This window comes from Streptomyces sp. URMC 127, from assembly GCF_051386535.1.
GTDB lineage: Bacteria > Actinomycetota > Actinomycetes > Streptomycetales > Streptomycetaceae > Streptomyces.
In genome coordinates this window covers 1-15,281 of the sequence record NZ_JBPQTW010000171.1, presented here as the reverse complement: position 1 = coordinate 15,281, position 15,281 = coordinate 1, and the positions used below count along the sequence as shown (strand labels likewise).

Here is a 15,281-nt window from a genome sequence, read left to right as displayed (position 1 = left end):
GGCCTCGTCCGGCGTGCCGAGGCCGGTGAGGATGCGCTGGACGGCGGCGGGCGTGTCGGCGCCCTCGGAGGCCCTGCGGCGCTCGATCTCCGTCCGCAGCCGGGAGACCAGCCGCATGCGGTCCGCGGAGGTCAGCTCCGCCTGCCGCTGGGCGATGTCACCGACCCGGCTCAGATAGTCGTACACCAGCTGATCGCTCTCGATCCCCACCGAAACCCCTAAGACCGCCTAGGGCCGCCCGCCTGAGACCACCGGCCGCTTTCCCCCCGAAGGTACCGGTTCTGCACGGCCGTGACAGGGGGAACGGGGCGGGGAACGGTGCCGCGCGGGCAGTGCGCGGGGTCTCAGCGCACGGCTACGACGTCGAGCGCGATCCGCAGCCGACGGCCCGTCATTCCCTTGGCGTGAGTGACCCCGAAGGCGTAGCGGTCGACGACGGCAGAGGCCCGTACGCTCAGCCGCGGACCGTCCGCGGAGACCTCCGTGAGGGTGAGCACCGCCGGCCGGGTGACGCCGCGCACGGTCAGCTCGCCGTGCAGGACCGCTTCGCCGCGCGGAACCGCCTCGCCGTCCGGGCGCCGGACGTCGCCGCCCCGGAAGCGGATCTCGGGGTGGAGCGCCGAGTCCAGATAGTCGGCCGAACGGACGTGCCGGTCGCGCTGCGCGTGCCCGCTGGAGAAGCTGTCGACGGGGATCACGGCCTCCACGCTGGAGGAGGACTCGGGCTCCGCAACCACGATCCGGCCGTGCCCCACGGCGAGGGTCCCCTTGACGGGGAACAGCCCGAAGAACGCCCGCATCCGGAACCGGATCCCGGACGCATCCGGATCGATGCGGTAGACGCCCGGTAACGGCCCGTTCTTTCCACCTGCGCCCTGAGCGGCCATGGGGCAGCCCCCTCCCGATCCCGGCAATGCCGGCGCAACGGCCAACGGCCAACGGTCCCTTCCCGGTACGGTATCGGCCTTCCCCCTCCCCCGACCGCCGAACGCCGCCCTACGAACCCCCTACGGCTCCCTCACGGCAGCGCGGCCTTCTGATCCAGCCACGTTCTTGCTCCGGGAGGCGGATCGAGGGTGGGGGCTGAGTTCCGTGGGCTGGGTGCGGGGCAGGGCCCATCCCCCCACCTCCCCGAAGGTGAGGCGGTCGTAGACGAAGGTCGGGCGTTGCTAGACCAAAGGTGGACGCCCGGTCATCCTTTGCTTTTCTAGCGTCGAGGCATGACGTTCGACACTCAGGACGGGGCCCACAGCCCGCCGCCGCCAAGCTCCCCGGCCCCACGCATCCCGCGCCCCGCGAGCGTGCGTTCCGGGGAGCGGGCCCTTGCGCCCGATCTGGCGCGGGGGATCATGCTGCTGTTCATCGTGCTGTCGAACACGGCGTTTCACCTGTGGCGGTCCGAGTACGGGCCCTCCGGATGGCAGCCCGTGACCGGCGGACGGCTCGACCACGCGGTTCAGTTCGCGATGATCACGGCGCTCGACCTGCGCGTCTACCCGCTCTTCGCCTTCCTCTTCGGCTACGGCATGATGCAGCTCTTCCTGCGCCTGACCGCGACCGGGGCCGAACCGCGCGGCGCCGTCAGGATCCTCCGCCGGCGCAGCCTCCTCCTGATAGTCATCGGGCTCGCCCACTCCGCCCTCCTCATGGCGGGCGACATCGTCGGCTACTACGGCGTACTGAGCCTCGTCCTCGGCATGATCTTCCTCCGGCGCAGCGACCGCGCTCTGAAGTGGTGGATCGCGATCGGCGCCGCGCAACTGGTGCTGGTGTCGGCGCAGCCGGTCGTCTCGGCGCTGCTCCGAGGGGAGCTGGGCTCGCTGGGGGACGCGGGGGCGGACCCCGGGTCCGCGGCCTACGGAGCGGGTGAGGGGAGCTGGCTCGCCGCGGCCGGGACCCGGCTGGCGACCGGCCTCTTCGTCACCTTCACCGCGGCCCCCTTCTCCCTCATAGGCGGCGGCTACGTCATCTTCCTGCTCGGCTTCTGGGCCGCGCGCCGCCGCATCCTGGAGGAGCCCGCCCGCCACCTGCCGCTGCTGCGCCGCACGGCGGTCCTCGGTATCGCGGTCGGCTGGCTCGGTGCGCTGCCCGCGGCGCTCGCCCACATCGGGGCGCTCTCCGTGCCGGAGGACGCGCAGAGCGAGACCGGCGCGTTGACGGTGCTCCGGGAGGTCACGGGGTACGGGGCCGGGCTCGGGTATGTCGCCGTGGTGGCGCTGTTCGTGCACTGGTGGAGCGGGCGCGCAGAGCGAGCCCGTACGAAGGCGGTGATGGCCGTGACGGCCGTGACGGCCGTATCCGCCGTGGGCAAGCGGTCCTTGTCCTGCTACCTCGCCCACTCGCTGCTCTTCGCCCCGCTGCTCGCCGCGTGGGGCCTGGGGCTGGGCGCGCATCTCACCAGCGCCACGATGGCCCTGTTCGCGGTAGGCGTGTGGCTGGTGACGGTCGCCGGGTCGTACGCGCTCGAACGGCGGGGACGGCGAGGGCCGGTGGAGGCGGTGCTGCGGCGGCTGATGTACCGGTGAGGCCGCCGGCGCCGGAGGCAGAGCCGACACCCGCGCGCCGGCGCCGATGCCCGGCGCCTGCGCAAAAGGCCCCCGGCAGCAGTCCCTGACGGGGCCGCCACCAGGGGCCGGGCGAACGCAGAAGTGAGCGCTAGCGCCCTTACTTCACGCCGAGCATCTGCTCGATCGGGTCCAGGAAGAAGTAGACGAGGAAGCAGAGTCCGACCACGTTCAGCAGCCAGGGGATCTCGCGACCGCGCCGGTCGGCGATCCGCAGCAGGATGAAGGCGAGGACACCGATGCCGATGCCGTTGGTGATCGAGTACGTGAAGGGCATCGCGATGATCGTCAGGAACGCCGGCACCGCGATGGTGAAGTCGCTCCAGTCGATCTCCTTGACGTTCGCCGCCATGATCAGGAAGCCCACGACGAGCAGGGCGGGCGTGGCGGCCTGGGAGGGGACGACCGTGGCCAGCGGGGTGAAGACCAGGGTCAGGAGGAAGAGGCCGCCGGTCATCAGATTGGCGAGGCCCGTACGGGCACCCTCGCCGACGCCGGCCGTGGATTCCACGAAGCAGGTGTTGGCGGAGGCCGAGCCGAGGCCGCCGCCGGCGACCGCGATGCCGTCGACCATGAGGATCTTGCCCATGTTGGGCAGCTGGCCGTTCTCGTCGGTGAGCCCGGCCTCCTCGCCGACGCCGATGATCGTGCCCATCGCGTCGAAGAAGCCCGACAGCAGCACGGTGAAGACGAACAGGCAGCCGGTCAGCAGGCCGACCTCACGGAAGCCGCCGAAGAGACTGATGTGGCCGATGAGGCCGAAGTCGGGGGCGCCCACGATCTGGTCCGGGACCTGGGGGACGGACAGGCCCCAGCTGGTGCCCGGGATCTTGGCAAGGGAGTTGATCACGATCGCCACGAACGTCATCACGACGATGCCGATGAGGATCGCGCCGCGCGTCTTGCGGACGACCAGGATGAAGGTGAGCGCGAGGCCGATGACGAAGACCAGCACCGGCCAGCCGTGGAGCTGGCCGCCCTGACCGAGGCCCAGCGGGACGGTGGTGTGCGCGGCGTCCGGGTTGCGGGTGACGAAGCCGGAGTCGACGAGGCCGATCAGCGAGATGAAGAGACCGATGCCGATCGCGATGGCGCGCCGCAGCCCGGCCGGGATGGCGTCCATGACGCGCTGCCGCAGGCCGGAGGCGACCAGCACCATCAGCACGAGGCCGGCCAGCACCACCATGCCCATCGCGTCGGGCCAGCTCATCTTGGGCGCGAGCTGGAGCGAGACGACGGCGTTGATGCCGAGGCCGGCGGCGCATGCGATCGGCACGTTGCCGATGACGCCCATGAGGACGGTGCTGAGGCCGGCCATCAGGGCGGTGGCGGTGACCAGCTGGCCGTTGTCCAGCTGGTGGCCGAACTTGTCCTGGCCGGCGCCGAGGATGATCGGGTTCAGCACGACGATGTAGGCCATCGCAAAGAAGGTGGCCAGACCGCCCCGGAGCTCCCGGGAGACGGACGAGCCCCGCTCGGTGATCCGGAAGTACCGGTCGAGGGCGCCCTTGGGCGAGGACGGGGGCGGGGACGGCTGCTGGGAGTCGACCGGGGAAGTGGCCGAGGTGGGCATACGGAACCTCAGTCGGATGGGCCTGCGGGGGAACGCAGGCGGCGGGGACACGCGGGTGGAGCGAATGTGGATCATGAACCGGCCGTGAGCTGTATGATCAAACAAAACCAGCCGGTCATATTCCGTTCGATTCAGTATGAATAAACAAGCCCGGGATTGCTATCTCCGCGCGTAGACCCTTATGCGGCAAGGGCTCCGCCCGGCGTCCCCGGCTCCGTCACCGCCTCGCGCCGGGCTGCGGATCTCCACGCACTAGGCTTGCGTGCATGACGAAGTGGACACCCAGGCACGAAGCGCCGGAGCCTCTGGAGGGCAACGTCGTCGCCACGATCACCGGCGGCACGGTCATCTGGTTCGTCCTCTTCCTCGCCCAGCTGCCCTTCTACGGCTGGTTCGACGACCACGGGCACCTGTGGTGGCTGTGGACGTGCCTGGCCGGCGGCGGGCTGGGCCTGATCGGCGTCTGGTACGTACGCAAGCGCGACGCGGCGATCCGCCGCGCGGCGGCGGAGTCGGCGCCGTCGCCCCGCTAGGCGGGGCGCCGCCCGGCTTCCGCCGCAACGGCGAGTCACCACCGACAGCCTGTCCGGCGGTGCCGAACCGCCCCGAGGCCGCCACCGTCGCGCCCCCGGTACGGCACCGCCGGATACCCCCGTAGGGGCTGAGCGCCGTCGCGGCGGAGGGATGTGTGCGCGGCACCCGTCCAGGGGGCGCGGGACCGACGCGCTCTGGTACGGCGTCGCCGGTCAAGGGCCGCGGGGGCTGAGCGCCGCTGCGGCGAGCGTTGGGTTCGAGTACCGCGTTCGGGGCGCGGGCGTCGTGGCTGGTGGGCGTTGTTCGGAAGGCACAGCGCCGAGCGTCCCCGTACCGTCGGACTCATGAGCGATCCGGCGCAGACCGCGACCGAGGAACAGCTTCCCGCGCCGCACCCGGGCCTCAGCGCGTCCGAGGTTGCCGAGCGGGTGGCACGGGGCGAGGTCAACGACGTGCCCGTGCGCTCCTCGCGCTCCACCGCGGACATCGTGCGGGCCAACGTCTTCACCCGGTTCAACGCCATCATCGGCGTCCTCTTCTTGATCATCCTCGTCGTGGGCCCCATCCAGGACGGGCTCTTCGGCTTCGTGATCGTCGCCAACACGGCGATCGGCATCGTCCAGGAGCTGCGGGCCAAGAAGACCCTCGACTCGCTCGCCGTCATCGGCGAGGCCAGACCGACCGTCCGCCGCGACGGCGCGTCCTGCGCGATCCCCACCTCCGGGATCGTCCTCGACGACGTGATCGAGCTCGGGCCGGGTGACAAGTGCGTCGTGGACGGGCGCGTCCTGGAGGCGGACGGGCTGGAGATCGACGAGTCGCTGCTGACGGGCGAGGCCGACCCCGTGCTGAAGCGGCCCGGGGACGCCGTGATGTCCGGGTCGTTCGTCGTGGCCGGTGGCGGCGCGTTCGCCGCCACCAAGGTCGGGCGGGAGGCGTACGCGGCCCAGCTCGCGGAGGAGGCGTCGCGGTTCACGCTCGTCCACTCGGAGCTGCGGACGGGCATCAGCCGGATCCTCAAGTACGTGACGTGGATGATGATCCCGACCGCGATCGGGCTGATCGTCAGCCAGTGGATCGTCCAGGACCACGAGTGGCGGGAGGCCGTCCGGCGGATGGTCGCGGGGATCGTGCCGATGGTCCCCGAGGGCCTGGTGCTGCTGACCTCGGTGGCCTTCGCCATCGGCGTCATCCGGCTCGGCCGCAGGCAGTGTCTCGTCCAGGAGCTGCCCGCGATCGAGGGGCTCGCCCGCGTCGACGTCGTCTGCCTGGACAAGACGGGCACGCTCACCGAGGGCGGCATGGACGTCAGCGAACTGCGGCTGCTCGACGGCGCGGAAGGCGCCGCCGAGGGCGCAACGGCGGGCGGTGCGCCGGAAGCCGCGCCAGACGCCGCGCCGGGCCCAGCCGAAGACCGTGAAGCGTACGTACGCCACGTGCTCGGCGCGCTCGGCAAGGCCGACCCCCGCCCCAACGCCAGCCTCCAGGCGATCATCGACGCCTACTCCTCGCCGGACGGCCCGCACTGGCAGTGCACCGACTCCCTCCCCTTCTCCTCCGCCCGCAAGTACAGCGGCGCCGCCCTGCGCTCCCCGGGCGGCGAGAGCTCCACCTGGCTGCTCGGCGCGCCTGACGTGCTGCTGCCCGCGGACGACCCCGCCCTCGCGCACGTCGAGGAGCTCAACGCCCGGGGGCTGCGGGTGCTGCTGCTCGCACGCGCCACGCGCGGCCTGGACGATCCGGGCGTCACCGACGGCGTACGGCCCACCGGACTGGTCGTCCTGGAGCAGCGGCTGCGCCCGGACGCGGGCGCCACCCTGCGCTACTTCGCCGAGCAGGACGTCTCCGCGAAGGTCATCTCGGGCGACAACGCCGTCTCCGTCGGCGCCGTGGCCGCCAAGCTGGGGCTGACCGGCGCTCAGGGGCCGGTCGACGCGCGGCGGCTGCCGGCGGAGCGGGAGGCGATGGGGCGCGCGCTGGACGAGGGCGCGGTCTTCGGGCGGGTCACCCCGCAGCAGAAGCGGGACATGGTCGGTGCGCTGCAGCATCGCGGGCACACCGTCGCCATGACCGGCGACGGCGTCAACGACGTCCTCGCGCTGAAGGACGCCGACATCGGCGTCTCGATGGGCTCGGGCTCCGAGGCGACCCGGGCCGTCGCCCAGATCGTGCTGCTGAACAACAGCTTCGCCACGCTGCCGTCGGTGGTGGCGGAGGGCCGCCGCGTCATCGGCAACATCACGCGCGTGGCGACGCTGTTCCTGACCAAGACGGTCTACTCGGTGCTGCTCGCGATCCTCGTGGTCTGCTTCCAGGTGCCGTACCCGTTCCTGCCGCGCCACCTGACGCTGCTCTCCACGCTCACCATCGGCGTGCCCGCCTTCTTCCTGGCCCTCGCGCCGAACAAGGAACGCGCGAAACCGCACTTCGTGCGCCGGGTGATGCGGTACGCGATCCCGGCGGGGGTCATCGCGGGGGCCGCCACGTTCGCCGCGTACCTGCTGGCGCGGCACTACTACGCGGGCCCGGGCGCGCTCGACGCGGAGACCAGCGCGGCGACGCTGACGCTCTTCCTGATCTCCCTGTGGGTCCTCGCGATCATCGCGCGGCCGTACACGTGGTGGCGGATCGGTCTGGTGCTGGCGATGGGCGCGGGCTTCCTCGTCGTGCTCGGCACGCCCTGGCTGCAGCACTTCTTCGCGCTGAAGCTGGTGGGCGCGACGATGCCCTGGGCCGCCGTCGCCGTGGCGGCGGTGGCGTGCGCGGCGCTGGAGCTGGCCTGGCGCTGGGTGGGCCGGCGCTTCCCGGCGTAGAGGCGGCGGTAGAAGCGGCGCAGCCAGCAGCCCGTACGCGATGAGGGCATACGGGCGGCCGCTTACGCGCTGGCCTTCTCGTCCTCCAGCATTTCCCGGATCTGCTCCCGCAGCGCCGGGCTGTCCTGGTGCTTGTGCACGGAGACGGCGTGCTCGGTGGCGGCGCGGACGACCTCGTCCTCCTCGCCGGTGATGGTCAGCGTGCAGTCCGTCTCGCTGGGCCAGTGGCGGCAGTCGGCGACTTTCCTGGTCATGACGGCCTCCCGGGTTCGTTCGCTGGGCCGCACTTCCAGGGTAGGCCGGGCGGGGCGCGGCCCTACGCCGCGGCGGTCTCCGCGTCGACCATCTTCTCCATTGGGTCCGCGGCCAGCCCGCCGGCGATCAGCATCGCGCCGACGATCGCCACGCCGAGGATCACGTTCCCCAGCCACACCATCGTGTCGACGGGCAGGGTGTACGCGCCCACGACCCGCGCGACGCACTCGGCCAGCAGCGCGGTGCCCCACACGAGGGAGAACGTCCGCTCGGAGCGCCGGAACCGCGCCTCGCGGACCGACAGCCGGTCCCACGCGGCCAGCCGCGCGGGGTCGCCCTTGACGACCCACGGCTTGAGGCCGGTCGTCATCAGCGGCCGCTGCCCGACGAACGCGGAGACGATCACCGCGAGACCGATGGTGCTGCTCACGGCGCTGTCCTTGGCCAGCATCAGGCGGGCGTCGCCGCTGACGCCGCTGAGCACCAGCCCCACGAGGTTGACGACGAGGATCAGCGCGGCGAGCCCGTTGACCCGGCGGTCCTTGGCCAGGCCCCAGACGGTCCGGGCGGCGGGCAGCGCACTGCTCCAGCCCAGGGCCGCGACCGTGCTCATGCCGAACCCCTTGCTGAGCGCGTAGTACGCGGCCATCGGCAGGACGGCGTCCACGACGAGCGGCGCGAAGCTGTCCCAGAGGGCGCGCCCGCGCGGGACGGCGGGAGCGGCGGGGACGGCCGACGCAGCCGGCGCGGCCGGAACGGCGGTGGCCGGGGCCCCGTAGGCGGCCGGCTGCGCGGTCTGCATGGTCTGCATGGTCTGCGCGTTCTGCGAGATGTACGTCGTCTGCGGCGTCTGCCCGGTGATAGCCGTGTTGTTCATGATCGGGGTCCCCCTGAAGGCGGTGATGCGTCCCGTACGCCGTGCGGTTTCCGGTGCTCCCACTCTCGCGGCCGCCCCGGGGCCTCCGGCAGTGCCGACCATCCACGACCTGGCATGACTTTTGTCAGGCGGGGCCGAACCCCGGCGCGGCGATTCGCCGCAATGATCCGTATGATCCGTTGGTCGTGTGGTTTGCCCCGCGCGTGGGGCGCATGGGCCCGGACGGGTCCTGCTTCCGTTGGTGTGCCGCGTGCCACCGGGCGCCCCGGCCTATCCACTTTATTTAGTTCAAGTAATGAGTTACGCTAACTACATGTCGGACCGGGACCCCCAAGTCGATACCGCCGCAGTGAACTCCCTGCGTTCCGGTGTCATGCGCCTGTCGCGTCGGCTCAAGCACCAGCGGGTCGACGAATCGCTCAGCCCCACGGAGATGTCGGTGCTGGGCACCCTCGCCGGCTGTGGCAGCGCCACCCCCGGCGAGCTCGCCCGCAAGGAGCACGTGCAGCCCCCGTCGATGACCCGCATCGTCGCCCTGCTCGAAGCGAAGGGCCTGGTCCGGCTGGAGCCGCACCCCGAGGACCGCCGCCAGAAGGTGGTCACCCAGACCGAGCGGGCCGAGGCCATGCTCGAAGAGAGCCGCCGCAAGCGGAACGTCTGGCTCACCGAGCTCGTGGGGCGGCTCGACGAGGACGAGTGGGCGACGCTGCGCGCCGCCGCGCCCGTCCTCGAGAAACTCGCGCACCTGTAAGACGCGCCAGGAGGAGGCGAACCCACTTTGAGTACGGGACCCGGAGCAGACTCCGCACCCGCACCGAACAGCCACGACGACGCCGCACGCAGCGCCGCCCTGACCGAGCCCGCACCGGCCGCGCGCCGGGAGACCGGGGCCAAGGGCGGCACCTTCAGCTCCCTCAGAATCCGCAACTACCGCCTCTTCGCCACCGGCCAGGTCGTCTCCAACACCGGCACCTGGATGCAGCGCATCGCCCAGGACTGGCTGGTCCTCAGCCTCACCGGCTCCTCCGCCGCCGTCGGCATCACGACGGCCCTGCAGTTCCTGCCCATGATGCTGCTCGGGCTCTACGGCGGTGTGATCGCCGACCGCTGCCCCAAGCGGCGGCTGCTCGTCCTCACCCAGAGCGCCATGGGCATAACCGGCCTCGCCCTCGCCGTCCTCACCCTCTCCGGGCACGTGCAGGTCTGGCACGTCTACCTGACCGCGTTCGTCCTCGGCCTCGTCACCGTGGTCGACAACCCCGCCCGCCAGGCCTTCGTCGTGGAGATGGTCGGCCCCGCCGACCTGCGCAACGCCGTCAGCCTCAACTCCGCCAACTTCCAGTCCGCCCGGCTGGTCGGCCCCGCCGTGGCGGGTGTGCTGATCACTGCCGTGGGCAGCGGCTGGGCGTTCCTCCTCAACGGCCTGTCCTTCGTCGCGCCCGTCGCCGGGCTGCTGCTGATGCGCACCTCCGAGCTGCACAAGGTCGACCGCGCGCCGCGCGGGAAGGGCCAGCTGCGGGAGGGCCTGCGCTACGTGGCCGGGCGGCCCGACCTCGTCTGGCCGATCGTCCTCGTCGGCTTCATCGGCACCTTCGGCTTCAACTTCCCCATCTGGCTCACGGCCTTCGTCAACGACGTCTACCACGCCGGCGCCGGCACGTACGGCCTGCTCAACACCCTGATGGCGGGCGGCTCCCTGGTGGGCGCCCTGCTCGCCGCGCGCCGGGGCAGCTCGCGGCTGCGGCTCCTCGTCGGCGCGGCGCTGCTCTTCGGCCTCCTGGAGATCACGGCCGCGCTCGCGCCCTCCTTCTGGGTCTTCGCGGCGCTGCTCGCGCCGATCGGGATGTGCGGCCTCACCATCAACGTGACCGCCAACTCCAGCATCCAGCTCGCCACGGATCCCGCGATGCGGGGGCGTGTCATGAGCCTGTTCATGATGGTGTTCATGGGCGGCACGCCGCTCGGCGCCCCGCTGGTCGGCTGGGTGACCGACGCCTACGGCGCCCGCGTCGGCTTCCTCGCCGGCGGTGCGGTCGCCACGCTCGCGGCGGTCGGCGTGGGCCTGGTCCTGGCCCGGGTCGGCGACCTCCGCCTGAAGATCGACCTCCGCCGCGGCCACACGCACGTGGCCTTCGTCCCGCGGGAGCGCGCCCGCCCGGAGGAACTGGCGGCCACGGCGTAGCCGCCGTCCGGCGGGGATCGACGGGACGGCCGTCACCCCGCCTCCGCCGGGCCGGACCTGCGGCGGTTCGCTACGGGCGCGGGCAGCGATTCCCGCCTCCGCCGGGGCGGTGTGCAACCACGTACGAGGTGTCCGGCGGTGCCGGGCCGGGCCGGGGTGTGTACGGCACCGCCGGTCCGGTGGTGGGGCTGGGCGCCGTTGCGGCGGCTTTACGGGTGCGGGGGTCACCCCCGCCTCCGCCGGGGCGGTGTGTGTACGGTGCCGTCGGTCCGGGTGGGCTCGGTGCCGGAGGGGAGACTGGGGGCATGCGACTCTTTGCCGCTGTCGTGCCGCCCAGAGCGGCCGTCGATGAGCTGGCCGGGGCCACGGCACCCCTGCACGGCCTGCCCGGCGCCGACCGGCTCCGCTGGACCGAGCCCTCCGGCTGGCACTTCACGCTCGCCTTCCTCGGCGAGGTCGACCCCGCCCTGCTGCCCGAGCTGACCGAGCGGCTGGGCCGGGCCGCCCGCCGCCACCCTCCCCACGAGCTGCGGTTCGCCGGCGGCGGGCGGTTCGGGGACCGGATCCTGTGGGTGGGGGCGGAGGGCGAGCGGACGATCCTGCGCGACCTGGCCCGCTCGGCGGCAGCCGGTGCGCGCCGGGCGGGCGTGGCCGTCGACACCACGCACGACTTCCGCCCGCACCTCACCCTCGCCCGCGCCGCGGGACCGGTGCACCTGCGCCCGTACGCCGAGAGCCTCGCCGGCTTCAGCGGCACGCCCTGGACCGTGCGGCGGCTGGAGCTCATGCGCAGCCGGCTCCCGGGCGGCGGCGTACCCGGCGAGCGCCCGCGCTACGAGACGGTGGCGGCGTGGGAGCTGGGCGGGTAGCGGACCCGCCCGAAGGCAGGAGAGCGGCCCGCGGGCGGGGCACCGTACCCCTTCCGGTTACGCTCGATGCGTGGACCCGAAGACCAGAAACCGCATCATGACCGCCGCGCTCGCCGCGATGCTCGTCGTCGTCGCCGTGGTGGCCGCGGTGAAGTGACCCACAGGCCGGCGCGCAGGCCGACGCACAGGCCGACGCGCAGATCGGCGCACAGCCCCCGCGCGGCCCCCTTGCTTTGAGTGCACTCCACGGCATTGGCTAGGGCGCCATGGAGTACACGCAGCTCGGACGCACAGGCCTCAAGGTCAGCCGACTCGTCCTCGGCACCATGAACTTCGGCCCGCAGACCGACGAAGCCGGCAGCCACGCCATCATGGACGCCGCGCTCGACGCGGGCATCAACTTCTTCGACACCGCCAACGTCTACGGCTGGGGCGACGACAAGGGCCGGACCGAGGAGATCATCGGGACCTGGCTCGCCAAGGGCGGCGGCCGCCGCGAGAAGGTCGTCATCGCCACCAAGGTCTTCGGCAACATGGGCCCGGACGGCGCCGACTGGCCGAACCACGACCGCCTGTCCGCCGTGAACATCCGGCGCGCCGTCGAAGGCAGCCTGAAGCGGCTGCAGACCGACCACATCGACCTCTACCAGTTCCACCACGTGGACCGGGCCACGCCCTGGGACGAGATCTGGCAGGCGATCGACGTCCTCGTCCAGCAGGGCAAGATCGTCTACGCGGGCTCGTCCAACCACGCCGGCTGGCACATCGCCCAGGCCAACGAGGCCGCCCGGCGCCGCGGTTCGCTCGGGCTCGTCAGCGAGCAGTGTCTGTACAACCTCGCCGAGCGGCGCGCCGAGATGGAGGTCATCCCGGCCGCCGAGAGCTACGGCCTCGGCGTCATCCCCTGGTCCCCGCTGCACGGCGGGCTGCTCGGCGGCGTCATCCGCAAGGAGCGGGAGGGCGGCAGCGCCCGGGCGGCGTCGGGCCGGTCGGCGGACGCGCTCGCGAACACCAAGGTCCGCGAGCAGGTGCAGGCGTACGAGAACCTGCTCGACAAGCACGGTCTGCAGCCGGGCGAAGTGGCCCTCGCCTGGCTGCTCACCCGGCCGGGCGTGACCGGTCCGATCGTCGGCCCGCGCACGGCCGAGCAGCTCACGTCGGCGCTGCGCGCCGTGGAGCTGGAGCTCTCCGCCGAGCTCCTCGGCCAGCTCGACGAGATCTTCCCGGGGCCGGGGCCCTCGCCGGAGGCGTTCGCCTGGTGAGGCGGGGGAGGGGAGGGCGTGGTGTGAGCCCCCGGGCTCTGCTGAGGCTCCGAGCATGAGGCCCTGAGCATGAGGCCTTGAGCATGAGGCCCAGAGCATGAGGCCGCCCTGAGTACGAGGCCCTGAGCCGGGGCCGTACGTGCCCGCCGGGGTTATCCCGCCGCCGGCACGTACGGCCCGCCCACCCCCCACGCCTGGTGCAGCGCGTTCGCGAAGGCCGCGGCGAGGCGGTGCTCGCCGGCCGCGTTGGGGTGCGTGCCGTCGTACGTGTCGCGGTCCATGTCCCAGTCCTCCGGGCCGGACGCGAGGAGGAGCGGGGAGCCGGGCGTGCCGAGGTCGGCGACGGTCTTGCCGAGGAGGTCGTTGAAGCGCTCGCACTCGGCGGCGAACGACGGATCGTTGCGGGCGCGGACGTTCCGGATGACGGGCAGCAGCACGATCCGCACGTGCGGCTGGGCCGCGCGCGCCCCGGCGACGAAGCGGCGCACGTTCCCGGCCGTCTGCTCGGCGTTGGTGTAGAAGCCCAGGTCGATCAGGCCGAGCGAGACGAGCAGGGTGTCGGCGCGGCTCGCCCGGACCGCGTCCTCCACGAGCGGGGCCATGTGCTGCCAGCCCTCGCCCCAGCCGGCGAGGTGCGCGCGGGCGCGCTCGGGGAAGTCCGGTGCGCCGTAGGCGTACGAGACGGGCGCGTCGGCGGCCGGGTCGTACAGTTCGCGGCGCGGGCCGACGATCTTGTACGGGCCGCCGTACGTCGCGTTGAGGTGTTGCCACATGCGATAGCGCCATGTGAGGTCACCGGCGCTGCCGATGGTCATCGAGTCGCCGACGAACATGATCCGCATGCGCACATCATCCCGGACGGCGGGGCGGGCGTGGCGCACGAGGGTGGGTTACGGGCCCGGCGCGTCGCCCCGAATTCCCGTTCCGCTTCAGCCTGCCGGTGTGAACGGAGTATTTCGGCGGGCAAAGCCGTGAAATGCGAGAATGCGGGCGGCGGGGCGGTTACGGAAATGCGGCGACGCCGCCCCGCCGGGGTTCCGGTGGGACGGCGTCATCACCTCTGGGGTCACCTTGATGTCACCTCGGTGTCACCTCACCTCGGTGACCCTTATTCCGGCCGAGGCCCGGTCAGGGGCTGTCCGTGTGGCCGTGGGCGGCGACCCGGCCGTGGCCGGAGCAGTCGCCTCTGAAGATCCAGTAGCCCTTGCCGACCCAGGCGCCGTACAGCACCGTGCCGTCGGTACAGCGGGTCCACGACTGGGACTTGCCGTAGTCGACGCGGCAGTTGGCCGTCCAGACGGTGCCGTTGTTCCGGTAGCTGTCGCAGGACGACACGTGCGGCGCGGGCGCGGCCGAGGCGGCCGTGGCGCCCACCATCCCGGTGCCGACCGCCATGATCGAACCCACGGCGGCGTACGCAAGACGGCGCTTGATGCGCATCATTGCTTTCCCTCCCTGGAACTGGTTGCCGTTCGCTCGAAAACCTATACGGGTTGACTCCGTACGGCAGTGCGGGAATTCGCCAATGCATTCTTTTCTGCGGGCGGTTTTCGGCCGGGAGGCTGGCGAATATCGTTCGCCTGCGCCGGTGCGTCCGGGCCCCGGTGCAGATCAGGGAGGCGCGCGGGAAAGGGGGAGTGTCGAGTTCCGGGCGGGTGGGGCGGTGCGGCGGTGCTCCGCCCCGTGGCGGCCGCCCGGATGGCAGGCTTGGGTCCATGCGTCCACGCCCGTTCCCCGCCGCACGCGCCGCCGTCGCGCTGGCCGCGCTGGTCACGGCGGCCGTGCTGCCCGCCGGGCCGGCCCTGGCCGCGGCTCCCTCCCCTGCCGCGTCCGCTTCCGCCGCCTCGTCCGCATCCGCATCCCCATCCGCCTTCACCATCGAGGACGACCGGATCAAGGAGTCCAGCGGCCTGGCGGCCAGCCGCACCCACCCCGGCGTGTACTGGACGCACAACGACAGCGGCGACGGCCCGTACGTCTACGCCGTCGACGGCCGCACCGGCCGCACGGTCGCCACGGTCACCCTCGCCGGAATGAAGCCGCGCGACGTCGAGGCCGTCTCCATCGGCCCGGACGGCAGCATCTACCTCGGCGACATCGGCGACAACTTCGGCGGCAGCTGGCCGGAGGTGTGGATCTACCGCTTCCCCGAGCCGAAGACCCTCCGGGACACCACCGTCACCCCCACCCGCTACACCGTCCGCTACGACGACGGCCCGCGCGACGCCGAATCGCTGATGGTGCATCCGAAGACCGGGCGGGTGTACGTCGTCAGCAAGAAGCGCTCGGGCAAGGGCGCCCTGTACGAGGGGCCGGAGCGGCTCTCGGCGTCCGGCGTCAACGTCTTCCGGC

13 protein-coding genes and 2 pseudogenes are annotated in these 15,281 nt (G+C 72.2%); 8 read left to right on the top strand and 7 right to left on the bottom strand.

Going from position 1 to position 15,281, the window contains the following annotated elements; genetic code table 11:
* Together ACSNOH_RS26450 and ACSNOH_RS26445 are read right to left on the bottom strand one after the other, a co-directional pair.
* Positions 1-210, bottom strand: a pseudogene (locus ACSNOH_RS26450) (hypothetical protein); the annotation flags it as partial.
* A gap of 134 nt (positions 211-344) precedes the next feature.
* Positions 345-887: a YceI family protein gene (locus ACSNOH_RS26445; protein ID WP_436723927.1), complete on the bottom strand. Its 543-nt coding sequence runs from the start codon at positions 885-887 to the stop codon at positions 345-347.
* A 333-nt stretch (positions 888-1,220) separates the two neighbouring features.
* Between ACSNOH_RS26445 and ACSNOH_RS26440 the strand changes: the two genes are divergently transcribed.
* Positions 1,221-2,525, top strand: coding sequence for a DUF418 domain-containing protein (locus tag ACSNOH_RS26440; RefSeq protein ID WP_436723926.1), 1,305 nt, complete (start codon positions 1,221-1,223; stop codon positions 2,523-2,525).
* Between the two features lie 139 nt (positions 2,526-2,664).
* Here the strand turns inward: ACSNOH_RS26440 and ACSNOH_RS26435 are convergent, their stop codons facing one another.
* Positions 2,665-4,137, bottom strand: a complete 1,473-nt coding sequence (locus ACSNOH_RS26435; RefSeq protein WP_436723925.1) for an NCS2 family permease — start codon at positions 4,135-4,137, stop codon at positions 2,665-2,667.
* A 266-nt stretch (positions 4,138-4,403) separates the two neighbouring features.
* On the opposite strand from ACSNOH_RS26435, the gene ACSNOH_RS26430 reads away from it, so the two are divergent.
* The gene (locus ACSNOH_RS26430) at positions 4,404-4,670 is read left to right on the top strand and encodes a DUF2530 domain-containing protein (protein WP_436723924.1); all 267 of its coding nucleotides are present in this window, start codon (positions 4,404-4,406) and stop codon (positions 4,668-4,670) included.
* Between the two features lie 345 nt (positions 4,671-5,015).
* Positions 5,016-7,484 (top strand): HAD-IC family P-type ATPase, encoded by a 2,469-nt coding sequence (locus tag ACSNOH_RS26425; RefSeq protein ID WP_436723923.1) that lies wholly within the window; start codon positions 5,016-5,018, stop codon positions 7,482-7,484.
* A gap of 62 nt (positions 7,485-7,546) precedes the next feature.
* Here the strand turns inward: ACSNOH_RS26425 and ACSNOH_RS26420 are convergent, their stop codons facing one another.
* Both ACSNOH_RS26420 and ACSNOH_RS26415 read right to left on the bottom strand, forming a co-directional pair.
* Positions 7,547-7,738, bottom strand: coding sequence for a DUF1059 domain-containing protein (locus ACSNOH_RS26420; RefSeq protein ID WP_436723922.1), 192 nt, complete (start codon positions 7,736-7,738; stop codon positions 7,547-7,549).
* Between the two features lie 62 nt (positions 7,739-7,800).
* Positions 7,801-8,616, bottom strand: a complete 816-nt coding sequence (locus tag ACSNOH_RS26415) for a VC0807 family protein (RefSeq protein ID WP_436723921.1) — start codon at positions 8,614-8,616, stop codon at positions 7,801-7,803.
* Positions 8,617-8,911: 295 nt separating this feature from the next.
* Here ACSNOH_RS26415 and ACSNOH_RS26410 point away from each other — a divergent pair, with 295 nt between their 5' ends.
* The 4 genes from ACSNOH_RS26410 to ACSNOH_RS26395 all read left to right on the top strand — a co-directional run bounded on the left by ACSNOH_RS26410 (position 8,912) and on the right by ACSNOH_RS26395 (position 12,929).
* On the top strand, positions 8,912-9,367 hold the full coding sequence (locus ACSNOH_RS26410; protein ID WP_436723920.1) for a MarR family winged helix-turn-helix transcriptional regulator: 456 nt from the start codon (positions 8,912-8,914) through the stop codon (positions 9,365-9,367).
* Between the two features lie 27 nt (positions 9,368-9,394).
* Positions 9,395-10,798 (top strand): MFS transporter, encoded by a 1,404-nt coding sequence (locus ACSNOH_RS26405; protein ID WP_436723919.1) that lies wholly within the window; start codon positions 9,395-9,397, stop codon positions 10,796-10,798.
* 305 nt (positions 10,799-11,103) lie between these two features.
* Positions 11,104-11,667, top strand: coding sequence for an RNA 2',3'-cyclic phosphodiesterase (gene thpR / locus ACSNOH_RS26400; RefSeq protein ID WP_436723918.1), 564 nt, complete (start codon positions 11,104-11,106; stop codon positions 11,665-11,667).
* 266 nt (positions 11,668-11,933) lie between these two features.
* Entirely contained in the window at positions 11,934-12,929 is a 996-nt protein-coding gene (locus ACSNOH_RS26395; protein WP_436723917.1) for an aldo/keto reductase, read from the top strand.
* A 152-nt stretch (positions 12,930-13,081) separates the two neighbouring features.
* On the opposite strand, the gene ACSNOH_RS26390 is transcribed toward ACSNOH_RS26395, so the two are convergent.
* On the bottom strand, positions 13,082-13,771 hold the full coding sequence (locus ACSNOH_RS26390; protein ID WP_436723916.1) for a GDSL-type esterase/lipase family protein: 690 nt from the start codon (positions 13,769-13,771) through the stop codon (positions 13,082-13,084).
* A 286-nt stretch (positions 13,772-14,057) separates the two neighbouring features.
* Complete coding sequence (locus ACSNOH_RS26385) at positions 14,058-14,372, bottom strand: hypothetical protein (protein WP_436723915.1); 315 nt, start codon at positions 14,370-14,372, stop codon at positions 14,058-14,060.
* 272 nt (positions 14,373-14,644) lie between these two features.
* Between ACSNOH_RS26385 and ACSNOH_RS26380 the strand changes: the two are divergent.
* Positions 14,645-15,281: pseudogene (locus ACSNOH_RS26380) on the top strand (WD40 repeat domain-containing protein); the annotation flags it as partial.